Annotated in this window: 13 protein-coding genes; 8 read left to right on the top strand and 5 right to left on the bottom strand. The window is 72.0% G+C overall.

Translation table 11 applies throughout. The features are described 5' to 3' along the window. The first annotated feature begins 44 nt into the window (after nucleotides 1–44). A complete protein-coding gene (locus TR46_RS21760; RefSeq protein WP_063770649.1) occupies nucleotides 45–989 on the top strand; it encodes a TrmB family transcriptional regulator in 945 nt (314 codons plus the stop codon). Nucleotides 990–1,014: 25 nt separating this feature from the next. Here TR46_RS21760 and TR46_RS21755 read toward each other — a convergent pair whose 3' ends face one another. The 3 genes from TR46_RS21755 to TR46_RS21745 form a co-directional block, all read right to left on the bottom strand. Continuing rightward, entirely contained in the window at nucleotides 1,015–1,773 is a 759-nt protein-coding gene (locus TR46_RS21755) for an aggregation-promoting factor C-terminal-like domain-containing protein (protein ID WP_052432990.1), read from the bottom strand. Between the two features lie 561 nt (nucleotides 1,774–2,334). Beyond that, nucleotides 2,335–2,583 (bottom strand): LapA family protein, encoded by a 249-nt coding sequence (locus tag TR46_RS21750; RefSeq protein ID WP_042403882.1) that lies wholly within the window; start codon nucleotides 2,581–2,583, stop codon nucleotides 2,335–2,337. Between the two features lie 80 nt (nucleotides 2,584–2,663). Beyond that, a complete protein-coding gene (locus tag TR46_RS21745) occupies nucleotides 2,664–4,133 on the bottom strand; it encodes an APC family permease (RefSeq protein ID WP_042403878.1) in 1,470 nt (489 codons plus the stop codon). 133 nt (nucleotides 4,134–4,266) lie between these two features. Between TR46_RS21745 and TR46_RS21740 the strand changes: the two genes are divergently transcribed. Next, the gene (locus TR46_RS21740; protein WP_042403973.1) at nucleotides 4,267–5,496 is read left to right on the top strand and encodes an ROK family transcriptional regulator; all 1,230 of its coding nucleotides are present in this window, start codon (nucleotides 4,267–4,269) and stop codon (nucleotides 5,494–5,496) included. Between the two features lie 82 nt (nucleotides 5,497–5,578). Here TR46_RS21740 and TR46_RS39720 read toward each other — a convergent pair whose 3' ends face one another. After that, on the bottom strand, nucleotides 5,579–6,397 hold the full coding sequence (locus tag TR46_RS39720) for a MarR family winged helix-turn-helix transcriptional regulator (protein ID WP_161790176.1): 819 nt from the start codon (nucleotides 6,395–6,397) through the stop codon (nucleotides 5,579–5,581). Nucleotides 6,398–6,715: 318 nt separating this feature from the next. Next, nucleotides 6,716–7,315, bottom strand: coding sequence for a TetR/AcrR family transcriptional regulator (locus TR46_RS21725; protein WP_042403876.1), 600 nt, complete (start codon nucleotides 7,313–7,315; stop codon nucleotides 6,716–6,718). Nucleotides 7,316–7,472: 157 nt separating this feature from the next. Between TR46_RS21725 and TR46_RS21720 the strand changes: the two genes are divergently transcribed. From TR46_RS21720 to TR46_RS21695, 6 genes are all read left to right on the top strand, one after another. Then, nucleotides 7,473–8,510: a phosphotransferase family protein gene (locus TR46_RS21720; RefSeq protein ID WP_439654381.1), complete on the top strand. Its 1,038-nt coding sequence runs from the start codon at nucleotides 7,473–7,475 to the stop codon at nucleotides 8,508–8,510. After that, nucleotides 8,510–9,742, top strand: coding sequence for an acyl-CoA dehydrogenase family protein (locus TR46_RS21715; protein ID WP_042403872.1), 1,233 nt, complete (start codon nucleotides 8,510–8,512; stop codon nucleotides 9,740–9,742). The genes TR46_RS21720 and TR46_RS21715 overlap by 1 nt, the downstream gene beginning before the upstream one ends. 65 nt (nucleotides 9,743–9,807) lie before the next feature. Further along, complete coding sequence (gene fabG / locus TR46_RS21710) at nucleotides 9,808–10,569, top strand: 3-oxoacyl-ACP reductase FabG (RefSeq protein WP_042403870.1); 762 nt, start codon at nucleotides 9,808–9,810, stop codon at nucleotides 10,567–10,569. A gap of 175 nt (nucleotides 10,570–10,744) precedes the next feature. Beyond that, nucleotides 10,745–11,938, top strand: coding sequence for an acyl-CoA dehydrogenase family protein (locus tag TR46_RS21705; protein ID WP_042403866.1), 1,194 nt, complete (start codon nucleotides 10,745–10,747; stop codon nucleotides 11,936–11,938). Beyond that, entirely contained in the window at nucleotides 11,935–13,044 is a 1,110-nt protein-coding gene (locus TR46_RS21700; RefSeq protein ID WP_042403864.1) for an acyl-CoA dehydrogenase family protein, read from the top strand. The genes TR46_RS21705 and TR46_RS21700 overlap by 4 nt, the downstream gene beginning before the upstream one ends. A gap of 24 nt (nucleotides 13,045–13,068) precedes the next feature. After that, nucleotides 13,069–13,836, top strand: a complete 768-nt coding sequence (locus tag TR46_RS21695) for an SDR family oxidoreductase (protein ID WP_042403861.1) — start codon at nucleotides 13,069–13,071, stop codon at nucleotides 13,834–13,836. Nucleotides 13,837–13,856: the final 20 nt, after the last annotated feature.

The raw sequence follows: 13,856 nt of genomic DNA, 5'->3' as shown, positions 1-13,856 counted from the left end.
ACACGGCTTGCCAAAGCGGGGACCATCGCCGCTACGGTGCCTCCATGCAAACGGACGACAGGCGCGCAGCGGACCTCGAAGAGCTCGGCCTCACCAACTACGAGGCGCGGGTGTACCTCGCGCTGATCCGACGCGACGTCTTCACCGCGGCCGAGGTCGCCCGCGAGGCGCAGGTGCCCAGGCAGCGGGTGTACGACGTGCTGGAGGGCCTGACCCGGCGTCAACTCGCGGTGCTGCACCCGGGACGGGTCGCCGGCTACTCCGCCGTCGCCCCCGAGATCGCCGTCGACCGGCTGATGGAGCAGCAGCGCCGCTCCCTGGGCCGGCTGGAGCGGCTCTCCGACGAGCTCGCCCGCGAGCTGCTGCCGACCTGGGACAGCGGCCGCACCCACACCGACCCGCTGGACTACGTCGAGGTGCTGCGGGACGCGGCGGACATCAGCGAGCGCTTCGCCCGGATCCAGTCCGAGGCCGAGCGCGAGCTGCTGAGCTTCTCCCGTCCGCCGTGGGTGACCCCGTCGGAGAACACCGCCGGCCTGGAGGCAACCGCCCGGATGCACGCGGCCGGGCGCACCAACCGCGCGCTCTACAGCCGCGACGTGCTGGACGACCCGGCCATGCTGGAGGTGATCCGCCGCTTCGCCGAGGTCGGCGAGGAGATCAGGATCGCCGACAGCCTGCCGCTGAAGCTGATCGTCACCGACGGGTCGACGGTGCTGTGCGACATGCCCGACCCGGTGGCCAGGACCGGCGCCACCACCGCACTGGTGATCCGCCACCCCTCGCTCGCGGAGACGCTGCGGCTGGCCTTCCACAGCATCTGGGAGCAGTCGCCCACGCTGGAGGAGGCGCTCAAGCTTCGTGACGCCGCGTCAGCCGCGGAAGCGGCGGAGGCGGAGGTGGCCGCGGAAGCGGCGGAGGCGGAGGTGGCCGCGGAAACGGCGGAGGCGGCCGAGGAGGGCGGACCGGCCGAGGAGGACCGGTCGTAGCGCCCCTCTCGGTACCGGCTGCGTGTCAGTACCAGTTGTTGGCCTGCCAGAACTGCCAGGCGGCGTTCGGGCTGCCGTAGCGGTCGTTCATGTAGCTGAGGGCCCAGCGGATCTGGGTCTCGGCGCTGTTCTGCCAGTCGGAGCCGGCCGAGGCCATCTTGGAGCCGGGCAGGGCCTGGCCCAGGCCGTACGCGCCGGACGAGGCGTTGGTGGCGTGGACGTCCCAGCCGCTCTCATGGGAGATGATCTCGTCGAACGAGTCCAGCTGGTCGGCCGGCACGATCTGCGCGGCTATCGACTGCGGGCTGCCGCTGAGCGTGGTCCGGGTCTGGGAGCGGGAGGCGGCCTGCTGGCTGGCAGCGGCGGCGGCCCGGGCGGAGGCGGCCTTCTCGGCGGCAAGCCTGTCGGCGGCGGCCTTGGCGGCGGCAGCCCGGTCGGCGGCAGCCCGCTCCGCAGCGGCCTTGGCAGCCGCGGCCTGAGCGGCAGCCTTCTGCGCGGCAGCCTTGGCGGCAGCGGCCTTTGCGGCGGCGGCCTTCTGGGCGGCGGCCTTGGCAGCGGCAGCCTGCTGCGCGGCGGCCTTCTCGGCGGCGGCCTTGGCGGAGGCGGACGCCGACGCGGAGGCGGAGGCGGCGGTCCGCAGGTCGGCGACCTTCTGCAGGCTGTCCGCCTGCGAGGAGACCGAGGAGCTCGGGGTCGCGGCGGAGGACTCGGCGACCACGACGCCGGCCGCGGCCATACCGCTGACGGAGACGGCGGCGACGATGGCAGCCGTGCGCTTTCGCACACGAAGAGCAGGCTTGCGGTGCATGGGAGAGGACCTCAATCGGCTGGCTCGGCGGCTGGCCGACGGATTCCTCAGAGCGGGACAGGTGCCCTGGGGAGCCGGATCAGCGCCTGGGGCACCCCGGTTTCGGTTGGTGCCGGACTGAAGGCAACCCCTCGACCGGCACTGCGATGAGCAGTGCGGTCAGCGGGGCTGCCGTGACGACTTCGCCATTGTTAGCGGGTCGTCGGCCCAGGACCAAAGGCCCTTACTACTATGCGACTCCGTAGTCGAACACCGTTCGCGATCCCGATCCGAAATCGCCGGGTACCCGCTCCCGGACAACCGAAACCCCGGGTTCCACTTGTTTCGGGATTTCTTCGGCCGGGCCTGAGCAGGGACGGAACACCTGCAGCGACCCCGCCCCGGCAGAACGGCGGACAGCCCGGCCCCAGGTGGACGACAGGCTGCGCCCAGGTAAGGAATGGATCAACTATCGGGCTTCGTGGATGCCTGCGGCCGTGTGGCGGGGGTCACCCGGCGAGGGCGCAACCGGAACCCCGCACGCCTCTTCCGGTGCCGTCAGGTGCGGTCGCGGTACCGCTTCACGAACCACCCCAGCAGCATCCCGACCGCCGCCATCACCAGCAGCACCAGCCACAACGGGGAGCTGACCGTGGAGAGCCCCCAGAGGTGGATCTTCACCGAGGAGGTGTTCATCAGGATGAACCAGACCGCGAGGATCGCGACCACTGCGAAGACCACCATGCGCGCGCTGACGGTCACTCCCCCGACCTTGCGGCCCGCCGCGGTGTCACTCTTCTTGGCCATGGACCCATTCTGGGCAGGCACCGGGACGCCCCGCGCGACGGAATCCGCCGCACGGGGCACCCGGCGCCCGCCCGGCGGGTCTAGGCCGACACGGCGGCGTCCTCGCGCTGCCGCTCCAGGTACTCCTCGCGGACCTCCTTGGGCCCGAACGGCCAGACCTTCTCGAAGCGCGACCACAGCACGAAGGCGATGCAGCCGGCCGCCAGCCAGGCCAGTGACCACTCGATGGGGTGGATCCCCGGCGCCGCCTTGTCGGCGAAGCCGTACACCACGAGCCAGCCGATGCCCGCCAGCACGCCGGGCAGCGGGTAGAGCCACATCTTGTAGGGGCGGCTCAGCCCGGGCTGCCGCTTGCGCAGCACCACCAGCGCCAGCACCTGGGCCAGCGACTGGACGATCACCATCACCGTGGTCAGCAGGCTGATCAGGGTCTGCAGGTTGGTGTGCCGGCCGAACAGGAAGCCGGCCGCGGTGATCACGCCCATGCTGAGCAGTCCCAGCACCGGGAAGCGGTGCTTGGGGTGCAGCCTGCCGTACTGCTTGAAGAAGACCCGGTCCCGGGCCGCGTCGTAGGGCACCCGGGAGCCGCCGAGCAGCCCGGCGAAGACCGAGGCGAAGGCGGTGATCAGGATCAGCACGGTCACCACCTGGGCCGCGGTGTGGCCCCAGGCCCGCTCCAGCACCACCGAGGCCACCGAGGTGTAGGCCGCCGAGTGGGTGTCCAGCATGTCGTGCCAGTTCACCACGCCCAGCACGCCGATCTGCATCAGCAGGTAGATGCACATGATGGCGATGACCGAGTAGACGATGGCCCGGGGCATGACCCGGCCCGGCTCCCTGATCTCGGCGCCGGTGTACGAGGCGGTGTTGTAGCCGAGGTAGTCGTAGATGCCGATGGTCAGCCCGGAGGCGAAGGCTGTCCAGAAGCTGCCGTGGGTGAGCTGGATGGCATGGGCCGGCCAGTCGAACGCCTGCCCGGCGTGGAAGTGGCTGTAGGAGGCGATGATCAGCGCCAGCACGGCGAGGATCATCACCGCCCACATCGCCACGGTGATCCGTCCGATGCTCTCGACCCGCCGCCAGAGCAGCACGACCACCAGGGCCACCACCCCGAGCCCCACCAGGTCTCCCTGCAGCGAGGTCATCCCCGGCCAGAGGTAGCCCAGGTAGGAGACCAGGCCGACCACGCCGGTGGACATGATCAGCGGGATGAACAGCATCGCGGTCCAGACGAAGAGGAAGGGCATCAGCCTCCCCGAGCGGTACTGGAACGCCTCGCGCAGATAGACATAGGTGCCGCCGGAGCCGGGCAGCGAGGCCCCGAGCTCGGCCCAGACCAGGCCGTCGACCAGGGCGAGGACCGCACCGGCGATCCAGCCGATGATCGCCTGTGGACCGCCGAAGGCGGCCACCATCAGCGGAATGGTGATGAAGGGGCCGACGCCGCACATCTGACTCATGTTGATGGCGGTCGCCTGGAACAGGCCGATCCGCCGGACCAGGCCTGTTGGCTCCGTCGTCGGTGGGGCGGGTGTAGGGGCAGTGGGCACCGCGGGCCTCCGGTGGGTTGGGGGTGGGATTAAGTTAGGTATCTTTACTTAAGGCGTCAAGAGTTTGCTCACTACAGTGATCACCGCAGCAGTCGAGGACTGGTCGTTCGACCGGAGAGGCAGCCGGAGCAGCATGATCGAGTACCCCGCCGATCCACCGGTCGACCAGCGCTGGAACCGGCGGCGGCTGCGCAGCAACAACGAATGGCTGCTGCTGGAGCGGCTGCGCACGGCCGGGCCCGCCTCGCGGGCGCAGCTGGCCCGCGACTCCGGCCTCTCCAAGCCCACCGTCTCCGCCGCGCTGGCCGCCCTGGAGCAGGCCGGCCTGGCCCGCGAGGCCGGCACCGTCGTCCCGGACCGGGGCCGCACGGCGGTGCTCTACGAGGTGGACCCCACCGCCGGGTACGTGCTCGGCGTCGACATCGGCCGGGCCTGGCTGCGGCTGGCCGTGGCCGACCTCGCAGGCACCGTGGTGGCCCGCGAGGACGTCCCCAACCGGGGCCGCAGCGGCAGCGCGGTCGCGGAGGCGGTCCTGGCCGCGGCCGAGCGGGTGACCGCGGCGGCGGGCCTGGGCCGGGGCGACATCGTCGAGGCCGTGGTCGGCGCACCCGGCGTCTTCGACGAGCAGACCGGACGGGTCCGCTACGCGGTCAACCTCCCCGGCTGGGGCCGCAGCGGTCTGGTGGCCGGCATGCGGGAGGGTCTGGCGACCTCGCTGACCCTGCACAACGACGCCAACCTCGCCGCGATCGGTGAGTACGCCTGCGGCGCGGGGGCCGGCAGCCGGCTCTTCGTCTACATCCTGATCGGTACCGGCCTCGGCATGGGCGTGGTGGCCGACGGCGAGCTGTTCCGCGGGGCGCACGGGGCCGCCGGCGAGATCGGCTTCCTGCCGCTGCTGACCAATCCGATGCCGCCGTCCGCGCCCTCCCCGGTGGAGGGGGCGCCCCGGCGGGGGTCGCTGGAGGACGCGGTGTCCGGCGAGGCCGTCGTCCGGGGCGCCCGGATGCTGGGGATGAGCGGGCCGCTCAGCGCCAAGCAGGTGTTCGAGGCGGCGCGCGAGGGGGTGCCCGCGGCGGTGGCCGCGGTGCGGCAGGAGGGGGAGCGGCTGGCGCATGTGGTCGCCGCGGTGTCCTCGGTCCTGGACCCGGATCTGGTGGTGCTGGGCGGCGGCGTCGGCCACAGTGCGGACCTGCTCCAGCAGACCGTGGAGGACACCCTGCACCGGCTCACCCCGCTGCGGCCCCGGGTGACCCCCAGCAGTCTCGGCGACGACGCGGTCCTGCTCGGCGCGATCACCACAGCCCTGCGCTCAGCCCGCCCCAAGGTCTTCGACACTCTGACCGCACCGCCGCAGACCTGATGGGCGCGGGGAACCGCGCTGCCAACCCTCCACGGAGGTGCATGGTCGGCAGTTCAGTTCCCCGCGCCCATCAGGCAGGTGCCTACTCCGCGATGCGGGCGACTACCGCGAGGAGTTCGACGCAGCGGACCCGCTCCGCGGGTTCCAGCGGGGCGAGCATGCGGTTCTGGACCTCGGTGACGCCCGGGTTGACCTGCTCCAGCAGCTGCGCCCCCGCCGGGGCCAGCGCCAGCAGATTGCGGCGGCCGTCCGAGGGGTCCCGCCGACGCAGCACCAGGCCCCGCCGCACCAGTCGGCTGATCAGTTCGGCCATCGTCGCCTTGTCCAGCGACGCCCGCTCGCCGACCGTGCGCTGGTCGATGCCGGGCTCCTCGGCCAACGCGGCGAGCACCGCGTGCTGGGGCGCGGTGAGCTCATTGGAGGCGAGCTCGGTCCACAGCCGGGTGTGCACCTGCTGGGCCACCCGGATCAGGTAGCCGACGACCCTGGGCGCGTCCAGGATGGGCCTGGCCTCCACCATGGTCTCCAGCGCCATGTCCTCCATCCGCGCCATCCGGGCCAGCGCCGACATCAGCTCGCAGCGCTGGGCCTCGGTGAGCGGCTCCAGCAGCCCCTGCTGCACCCGGGCCACGCCCGGGGACACCTCGTCGACGATCCGGACGCCGAGCGGCGAGAGCGTGAGCAGCTTGCGCCGCCCGTCCGCCGGGTCGCGGCGGCGCAGCACCAGACCGCGGCGGACCAGCCGGCCCACCATCTCGGCCATCGTCGCCTTGTCCAGCGACGCCCGCTCCCCCACCGTGCGCTGGTCCGCGCCGGGCTCGACGGCCAGCGCGATCAGCGCGGCGTACTGCGGAGCGGTCAGGTCCTGCCCGACGTGCTCCGCCCAGAGCCTGGTATGCACCTGTTGGGCTATCCGAATCAGCTGTCCCGGTGACTGGGAGAGGCGGAGCGGAGCACCCGTCATATCGATCTCCCCCAGCACCATAGAGAACCGTCCCTCGTAAAACGCCTTCGCACACCCCCCGTGGGAGGGGGACACGCGGCATGGCAGCGGCGTACCCGCTTCCCGCGTACCGGCCGGGGCCGTGTGCGGGGAGGTTTCACCGAGCAACCGACGGCTGCTGGCGCACACTATACAAACCAACCGAACCCAGACGACACGCCGATCGGACCTGCGGCCTAATCGTGATCCGGGATGGTCCCTTCCGGTCATTCACGATCACCCGGATGGGTCCAGTCCCCTGAGCAACAGGTCGGCGAAGGTCTCACCGATCGAGGCGGGGGTCAGTTCGCCGTCGGCGTGGTACCAACTGCCGAGATGGTGTACCCCGCCGAAGAACTGATGGGTCGCCAGGTCCGCGGAGACGTCGGTCCTGAGCACGCCCTCGGCCTGGCCCCGCTCGATCAGGGCCCGGAACCGCTCGTGGTAGCGCCGCCGCTCCAGCCGCACCTCGGCCAGCCGCTCCTGCGGGAGCATGTGCATGGAACGCCAGGAGACCATCGCGTCGTCCAGGTTCTCCAGGGTGCTGACCACCACGTCGGCGGCGGCCGAGCGGAGCCGTTCGCGCACCGGCAGGTCGGCGACGGCTATCGCCTCCAGCCTGGCCGACTGCACGTCCAGCAGCCGGGTGTAGATCTGCTGGAGCAGGTCGTCCTTGGAGGCGTAGTAGTGGTACATCGCCCCCTTGGTCACCCCGGCGCGCTCGACGATCTCCTGCACGGAGGTCAGGGCGAAGCCGCGCTCGGCGAACAGTCTGCTGGCGGCGGCGAGCAGGCGCTCCTGCACCGGCGGGGCCGCACCGCGCGTTGCTGTGTCCATGGCGTTCCTTTCCGACGTCCGCCGAAGCACTCCCGGCGTGTGTCCGGGGCCACTCTAGCCGACATACCTACCAGTCGGTATGGTGGCGGCAGCGGCACCGGTGCTCCCACCCTCCGCACCACTCTGCCGCATAACGTGCCAGGAGGTATGCATGCCCGTGCAATCGCTCGATCTCCCAGGCCTCGACCTGGGCCGCCTCCGCGACCACCTCGACCGGGTCCGTCCCGCGCTGGTGGAAGGGTCGCTCGCGGCGGAGCTGATCGGCGGCGGCAAGTCCAATCTGACCTATCGGCTGCACGACGACCGGCACCGCTGGGTGCTGCGCCGTCCCCCGCTGGGCCATGTGCTGGCGACCGCGCACGACATGTCCCGCGAGTACCAGGTGATCGCGGCCCTCGCCGGCAGCAGCGTCCCGGTGCCCGGGGTGCACCTGCTGTGCACCGACGCCGAGGTGCTCGGCGCGCCGTTCTATCTGATGGACGAGGTCCCCGGACGGGTCTACCGGTTCGCCGAGGACTCGGCGGACCTCGGTCCCGAGCGGGCCAGGGCGCTCTCCTACCGGCTGGTCGACGTACTGGCCGAACTGCATGCCGTGGACCCGTCGGCGGTGGGGCTCGCGGAGTTCGGCCGTCCCGAGGGCTATCTGGAACGTCAGGTGTCCCGCTGGTTCCGGCAGTTCGAGGCCTCCCGGAGCCGTGAGATCCCCGGGGCGGACGAGCTGCAGCGGCGGCTGGGCCGGCGGGTCCCGGCGAGCCAGCGGCCCGCGATCGTGCACGGCGACTACCGTCTGGACAACACCGTGATCGCCGACGACGACAGCGTCGCCGCGGTGCTCGACTGGGAGATGGCGACCCTGGGCGACCCCCTCGCAGACGTCGGCCTGATGAAGGTCTACTGGGACGTCTCCCGCGACCTGCCCGGCAATCCGGTCGCCGGCGCGGTCAGCGCCGAGGCCGGCTTCCCACCCATGGACGACCTGCTCGACCGCTACGCCGGACGCACCGGCCTGGACCTCGCCCCGCTCCCCTGGTACACGGCCTTCGCCGGTTACAAGCTGGCGGTCATCGCCGAGGGCATCCACTTCCGCTACACCCAGGGCAAGACCGTCGGCGAGGGCTTCTCGCACGTGGGCGACATGGTCGCGCCGCTGGTCAGCTCCGCCCTGGAGACCCTTCTCAAGCTGGAGGCAGACTGATGGACTTCCGGTACGACGACCGCACCCGCGAACTGCAGGAACGACTGCTCGCCTTCATGGACGAGCTGGTCTACCCGGCCGAGGCGGTGGCCGCCCGGCAGCTCGCCGACGCCGGGAACGAGTGGAGCCGCCCGCCGGTGATGGCGGAGCTCAAGGCCGAGGCGCGCCGTCGCGGCCTGTGGAATCTCTTCCTGCCAGGAACGGAGCACGGCGGCGCCGGGCTGACCAACCTCCAGTACGCTCCGCTGGCCGAGATCACCGGCCGAGTGCCGCACCTGGCCCCGGAGGCACTGAACTGCGCCGCGCCCGACACCGGGAACATGGAGCTGCTGGCCCAGTTCGGCTCCCCGGAGCAGCGCAAGCGCTGGCTGGAGCCGCTGCTGGAGGGCGAGATCCGCAGCGCCTTCTGCATGACCGAGCCCGAGGTCGCCTCCTCCGACGCCGCCAACATCGCCACCCGCATCGAGCGGCAGGGCGGGGAGTACGTGATCAACGGGCGCAAATGGTGGTCCTCCGGCGCCATGGACCCGGCCTGCGAGATCCTGGTGGTCATGGGCCGGACCGACCCCGACGCGCCGAAGCACCAGCAGCAGAGCATGGTGCTGGTGCCGCGCGACACGCCCGGGGTGGAGATCCGCCGGGGCATGCATGTCTTCGGCTACACCGACGGCGCCCACGGCGGCCACGCCGAGATCGACTTCCACGACGTCCGGGTCCCGGTCGAGAACCTGATCGCGGGTGAGGGGATGGGCTTCGCCATCGCCCAGGCCCGGCTCGGCCCCGGCCGGATCCACCACTGCATGCGGCTGATCGGCATGGCCGAGCGCGGCCTGGAACTGATGTGCCGTCGGGCCGTCTCCCGTACCGCGTTCGGCCAGCCGCTGGCCGAGCAGGGCGTGGTGCAGGAGTGGATCGCCGAGTCCAGGGTCCGGATCGAGCAGCTGCGGCTGCTGGTGCTGAAGACCGCCTGGCTGATGGACACCGTCGGCAACAAGGGCGCCCACACCGAGATCCAGGCCATCAAGATCGCCACGCCGTCCACCGTGGAGTGGATCCTCGACAAGGCGATCCAGGCGCACGGCGGCGGCGGGATCTCCCAGGACTTCCCGCTGGCGAACCTGTGGGCGCAGACCCGCACCCTGCGCTTCGCTGACGGCCCGGACGAGGTGCACCGGCGCTCGCTGGCGCACCGCGAGCTGAAGCCCTACCGCGCCGAAGCCGCCTCCCACTGACCCGACCCCCACTCAACGCACTCCCCCTCAGCGGACTCCCCCTCAACGAAGGAATGACAACTGCCATGACCGAACAGACCCCCCGCGTCGCCGTCGTCACCGGCGGTGCCCGCGGCATCGGCGCCGCCACCGCGATCCGCCTCGCCGCCGACGGCTTCGCCGTGGCCGTGGTGGACCTGGAGGAGGCGGCCGGCAAGGACACCGTCGAGAAGATCACCGCCGCGGGCGGCCGGGCCATCGCCGTCGGCGCGGACGTCAGCAACGCCGAGCAGGTCGCCGCCGCGATCGAGCGGATCGTCGCCGAGCTGGGCGCGCCGACCGTGCTGGTCAACAACGCCGGCGTGCTGCGCGACAACCTGCTCTTCAAGATGAGCGAGAACGACTGGGACACCGTCATGAACGTGCACCTCAAGGGCGCGTTCCTGATGTCCAAGGCGGTCCAGAAGCACATGGTGGACGCCAACTACGGACGCATCGTCAACCTCTCCTCCTCGTCGGCACTGGGGAACCGCGGCCAGGCCAACTACTCCGCCGCCAAGGCCGGGTTGCAGGGCTTCACCAAGACCCTGGCCAAGGAGCTCGGCAAGTTCGGCATCACCGCCAACGCGGTCGCCCCGGGGTTCATCGCCACCGACATGACCGCGGCCACCGCTGCGCGGGTGGGCATGGGCTTCGAGGACTTCAAGGCGGCAGCGGCCACACAGATCCCGGTGGCGCGGGTCGGCGTCCCGGACGACATCGCGCACACCGTCTCGTTCCTCGTCAGCGAGGGGGCCGGGTTCGTGTCCGGCCAGGTGGTGTATGTGGCCGGCGGACCGCTGGACTAGTTGTCGGCTGCGGACCGTGGACAGCTGGTCGCGCAGTTCCCGGGCCCCTGGGGGGCTGCAACTGAACCGCTGTGGGCCGGTTGCACCTCCCTGGGGGCGCGGGGAACTGCACGACCAGCCAGGCACGCCCCGCAGTCAAAGATCCCCCGCTCACCGTCGAGAGGGTCCCACCCCCATGAGCACACCTGAGATCAGCGAACCAGCCCTCCGCGCCGCCGTACGGGAGCTGCTGGCCGCGCACGACCCCACCACCACGCCCGTCGCAGACTTCCTCGGCGCCCGCTACGACGCCGGCCTCGCCTGGATCCATTTCCCGGTCGGCCTCGGTGGCCGCAACGCCCCGCGTTCACTGCAGCAGGCGGTGAACGAGGAGTTCGCCGTCGCCGGAGCCCCCGTGCTGGACCCCGGGCGGCACGGCATCGGCCTGGGCATGGCCGCGCCCACCCTCCTGGCCTTCGGCGACACCGAGATCCACCGGCGCTTCCTGCGCCCGCTGTGGACCGGCGAGGAGGTCTGGTGCCAGCTGTTCAGCGAGCCCGGCGCCGGCTCCGACCTCGCCGCGCTCGGCACCCGCGCCGTCCGTGACGGCGACTCCTGGGTGGTGGACGGGCAGAAGGTGTGGACCTCGCTGGCGCACGAGGCGCAGTGGGCGATCCTGGTCACCCGCAGCGACCCGTCGGTGCCCAAGCACCGCGGCATGACCTACTTCCTCTGCGACATGACCGCGCCCGGCGTCGAGGTCCGCCCGCTGCGGCAGGCCACCGGCGAGGCCGAGTTCAACGAGGTCTTCCTGACCGGCGTCCGGATCCCCGACAGCCGGCGGCTCGGCGAGGTGGGCGACGGCTGGCGGGTCGCCCAGACCACGCTGATGAACGAGCGGGTCGCCATCGGCGGCAGCGCGCTCCCCCGTGAGGGAGGGCTGATCGGCACCGTCGCCGCTACCTGGCGCGAGCGGCCGGAGCTGCGCACCCCCGGTCTGCAGGACGGCTTGCTGCGGCTGTGGGTGGAGGCCGAGGCGGCCAGGCTCACCGGCGAGCGGCTGCGCCAGCAGCTGGCCGCGGGGCAGCCGGGCCCGGAGGGCTCCGCCGCCAAGCTCGCCTTCGCACGGCTGAACCAGCAGATCTCCGGTCTGGAGCTGGAACTGCTCGGCGACGAGGGCCTGGTCTACGACGACTGGACCTTCCGCAGGCCCTCGCACCCCTCGATGGAGGGCGGCACACCCGGCTACCGCTATCTGCGGGCCAAGGGCAACTCGATCGAGGGCGGGACCTCGGAGATCCTGCGGAACATCATCGCCGAGCGGGTCCTGGGACTGCCCCAGGAGATCCGCGTCGACAAGGACGTCGCCTGGAAGGACCTGCCGCGATGAGCGAATCGACCGAATCGACCGATCTCCAGTACTCCGAGGTGGAGCAGGAGCTCCGCGGCAACGTCAGGGCGCTGCTGGCGGCCCGCGCGCCGCAGGCGGCGACCCTCGCCAGGACCGAGAGCGAGCAGCCCGTCGACACCGCGCTCTGGCGGGCGCTGGCGGACGAACTGGGCGTCACCGGCCTCGCCGTGCCGGAGAAGTGGGGCGGCGCCGGGGCGGGCTGGCGGGAGACCGCCGTGGTGCTGGAGGAGCTGGGCCGCGCCGCGGCGCCGGTCCCCTACCTCGGCAGCGCGGTGCTGGCCACGGCGGCGCTGCTGGCCGCCGAGGAGACCGAGCTGCTGCCCCGGGTGGCCTCCGGCGAGCTGGTGGCCGCCCTGGCCGTGCCCTTCGGCACGGCACCGTCGGCCCCCTTCCCCTCCGCCGTCCGGACCGGCTCCGACGGGCGGCTGCACGGGAGGGCGCGCCTGGTCGCGGACGCCCGTACGGCCGGAGTGCTGCTGGTCCCGGCCCTGGACCGGGACGGGTCGGCCGGGCTGTACGCGGTGGAGGACTTCACCGTCGTGCCGGTGGTGAGTCTGGACATGACCAGGCCGCTCGCCGACCTGGTCCTGGACGCTGCGGCCGGCCGCCGGATCGCTTCCGGGGACGCCGCAGTCGCCGTCCTGGGGACCGCGCTGGCCACCGGCGCCGCGCTGCTGGCCTCCGAGCAGCTGGGCGTCGCCGAGTGGGCGCTGGAGACCACCACCGCCTATGTGAAGGAGCGTCACCAGTTCGGCCGCCCGGTCGGCTCCTTCCAGGCCGTCAAGCACCGGCTGGCCGACCTGTGGGTGTCGGTGGCGCAGCTGCGCGCCGTCGCCCGGAGCGCCGCCGCCGCTGCCGCGACCGGGACCGACCTGGCCGTCTCGTCGGCGCTGGCGCAGGCCTTCGCCTCGCCCGTCGCGGTCGTCGCGGCCGAGGAGGCGGTGCAGCTGCACGGCGGAATCGGCTTCACCTGGGAGCACCCGGCCCATCTCTACCTCAAGCGGGCCAAGAGCGCTTCGATCGCCCTGGGCACCGCCGACCGGCACCGGGCCGCGCTCGCGCAGCTGGTCGACCTCACGCTCTAGCAGAAATCCGGAAGGGTGCACGCAATGACTGGTAACGACACGACGCCGAGCAACAAGGTCGCGCTGGTGACCGGGGCCAGCCGAGGCATCGGCTTCGCCGTCGCCGGGGCGCTGGTGGCCCGGGGCGAGCGGGTGGTGATCACCGGCCGGGACACCGAGAGCCTGGCCGCGGCGGTGGAGCGGCTCGGCGGCCCGGAGCTGGTCCTCGGCATCGCCGGCAAGAGCCATGACGAGGCGCACCGCGTCGAGGTGGTGGACCGGGCCATGGAGCGCTTCGGCCAGATCGACCACCTGGTCAACAATGTCGGCACCAACCCGGCCTACGGCCCGATGGTCGACCTGGACCTGTCCGTGGCCCGCAAGATCCTGGACATCAACCTGGTGTCCACGCTGGGCTGGGTGCAGCTGGTCCACAAGGCGTCGCTGCGCGAGCGCGGCGGCGCGATCGTCAATGTCTCCTCGGTCAGCGCACTGGGTCCGGCCCCGGGCATCGGCATGTACGGGGCCAGCAAGGCCGCGCTGATCCAGCTCACCCAGCAGCTCGCCCATGAGCTGGCCCCCAGCGTGCGGGTGAACGCGGTGGCGCCCGCCGTGGTGCGCACCAAGTTCGCGGAGGCCCTGTTCATGGGCCAGGAGGAGGCGGTGACGGCGACCTACCCGCTGAAGCGGCTGGGTGCGCCCGAGGACGTGGGCGGCGCGGTGGCGTTCCTGCTGTCGGAGCAGGCGTCCTGGATCACCGGGCAGACCCTGGTGCTCGACGGCGGGCTGACGCTGGGCGGCGGCACGGTCTGACCCCGCCCCGGCCCCGCGGG

This window comes from Streptacidiphilus carbonis (assembly GCF_000787775.1).
Taxonomy (GTDB): Bacteria; Actinomycetota; Actinomycetes; order Streptomycetales; family Streptomycetaceae; genus Streptacidiphilus; species Streptacidiphilus carbonis.
Note: the sequence above shows the minus strand (reverse complement) of the source record. Positions and strands in the feature narration are given on the sequence as shown.

Coding starts and splice junctions, on each gene's coding strand:
- TR46_RS21700 (WP_042403864.1), top strand. CDS start 11,935: ATGAGCGAATCGACCGAATCGACCGATCTCCAGTACTCCGAGGTGGAG.
- TR46_RS21750 (WP_042403882.1), bottom strand. CDS start 2,583: ATGGCCAAGAAGAGTGACACCGCGGCGGGCCGCAAGGTCGGGGGAGTG.
- TR46_RS21740 (WP_042403973.1), top strand. CDS start 4,267: ATGATCGAGTACCCCGCCGATCCACCGGTCGACCAGCGCTGGAACCGG.
- TR46_RS21725 (WP_042403876.1), bottom strand. CDS start 7,315: ATGGACACAGCAACGCGCGGTGCGGCCCCGCCGGTGCAGGAGCGCCTG.
- TR46_RS21695 (WP_042403861.1), top strand. CDS start 13,069: ATGACTGGTAACGACACGACGCCGAGCAACAAGGTCGCGCTGGTGACC.
- TR46_RS21705 (WP_042403866.1), top strand. CDS start 10,745: ATGAGCACACCTGAGATCAGCGAACCAGCCCTCCGCGCCGCCGTACGG.
- TR46_RS21715 (WP_042403872.1), top strand. CDS start 8,510: ATGGACTTCCGGTACGACGACCGCACCCGCGAACTGCAGGAACGACTG.
- fabG (WP_042403870.1), top strand. CDS start 9,808: ATGACCGAACAGACCCCCCGCGTCGCCGTCGTCACCGGCGGTGCCCGC.
- TR46_RS21760 (WP_063770649.1), top strand. CDS start 45: ATGCAAACGGACGACAGGCGCGCAGCGGACCTCGAAGAGCTCGGCCTC.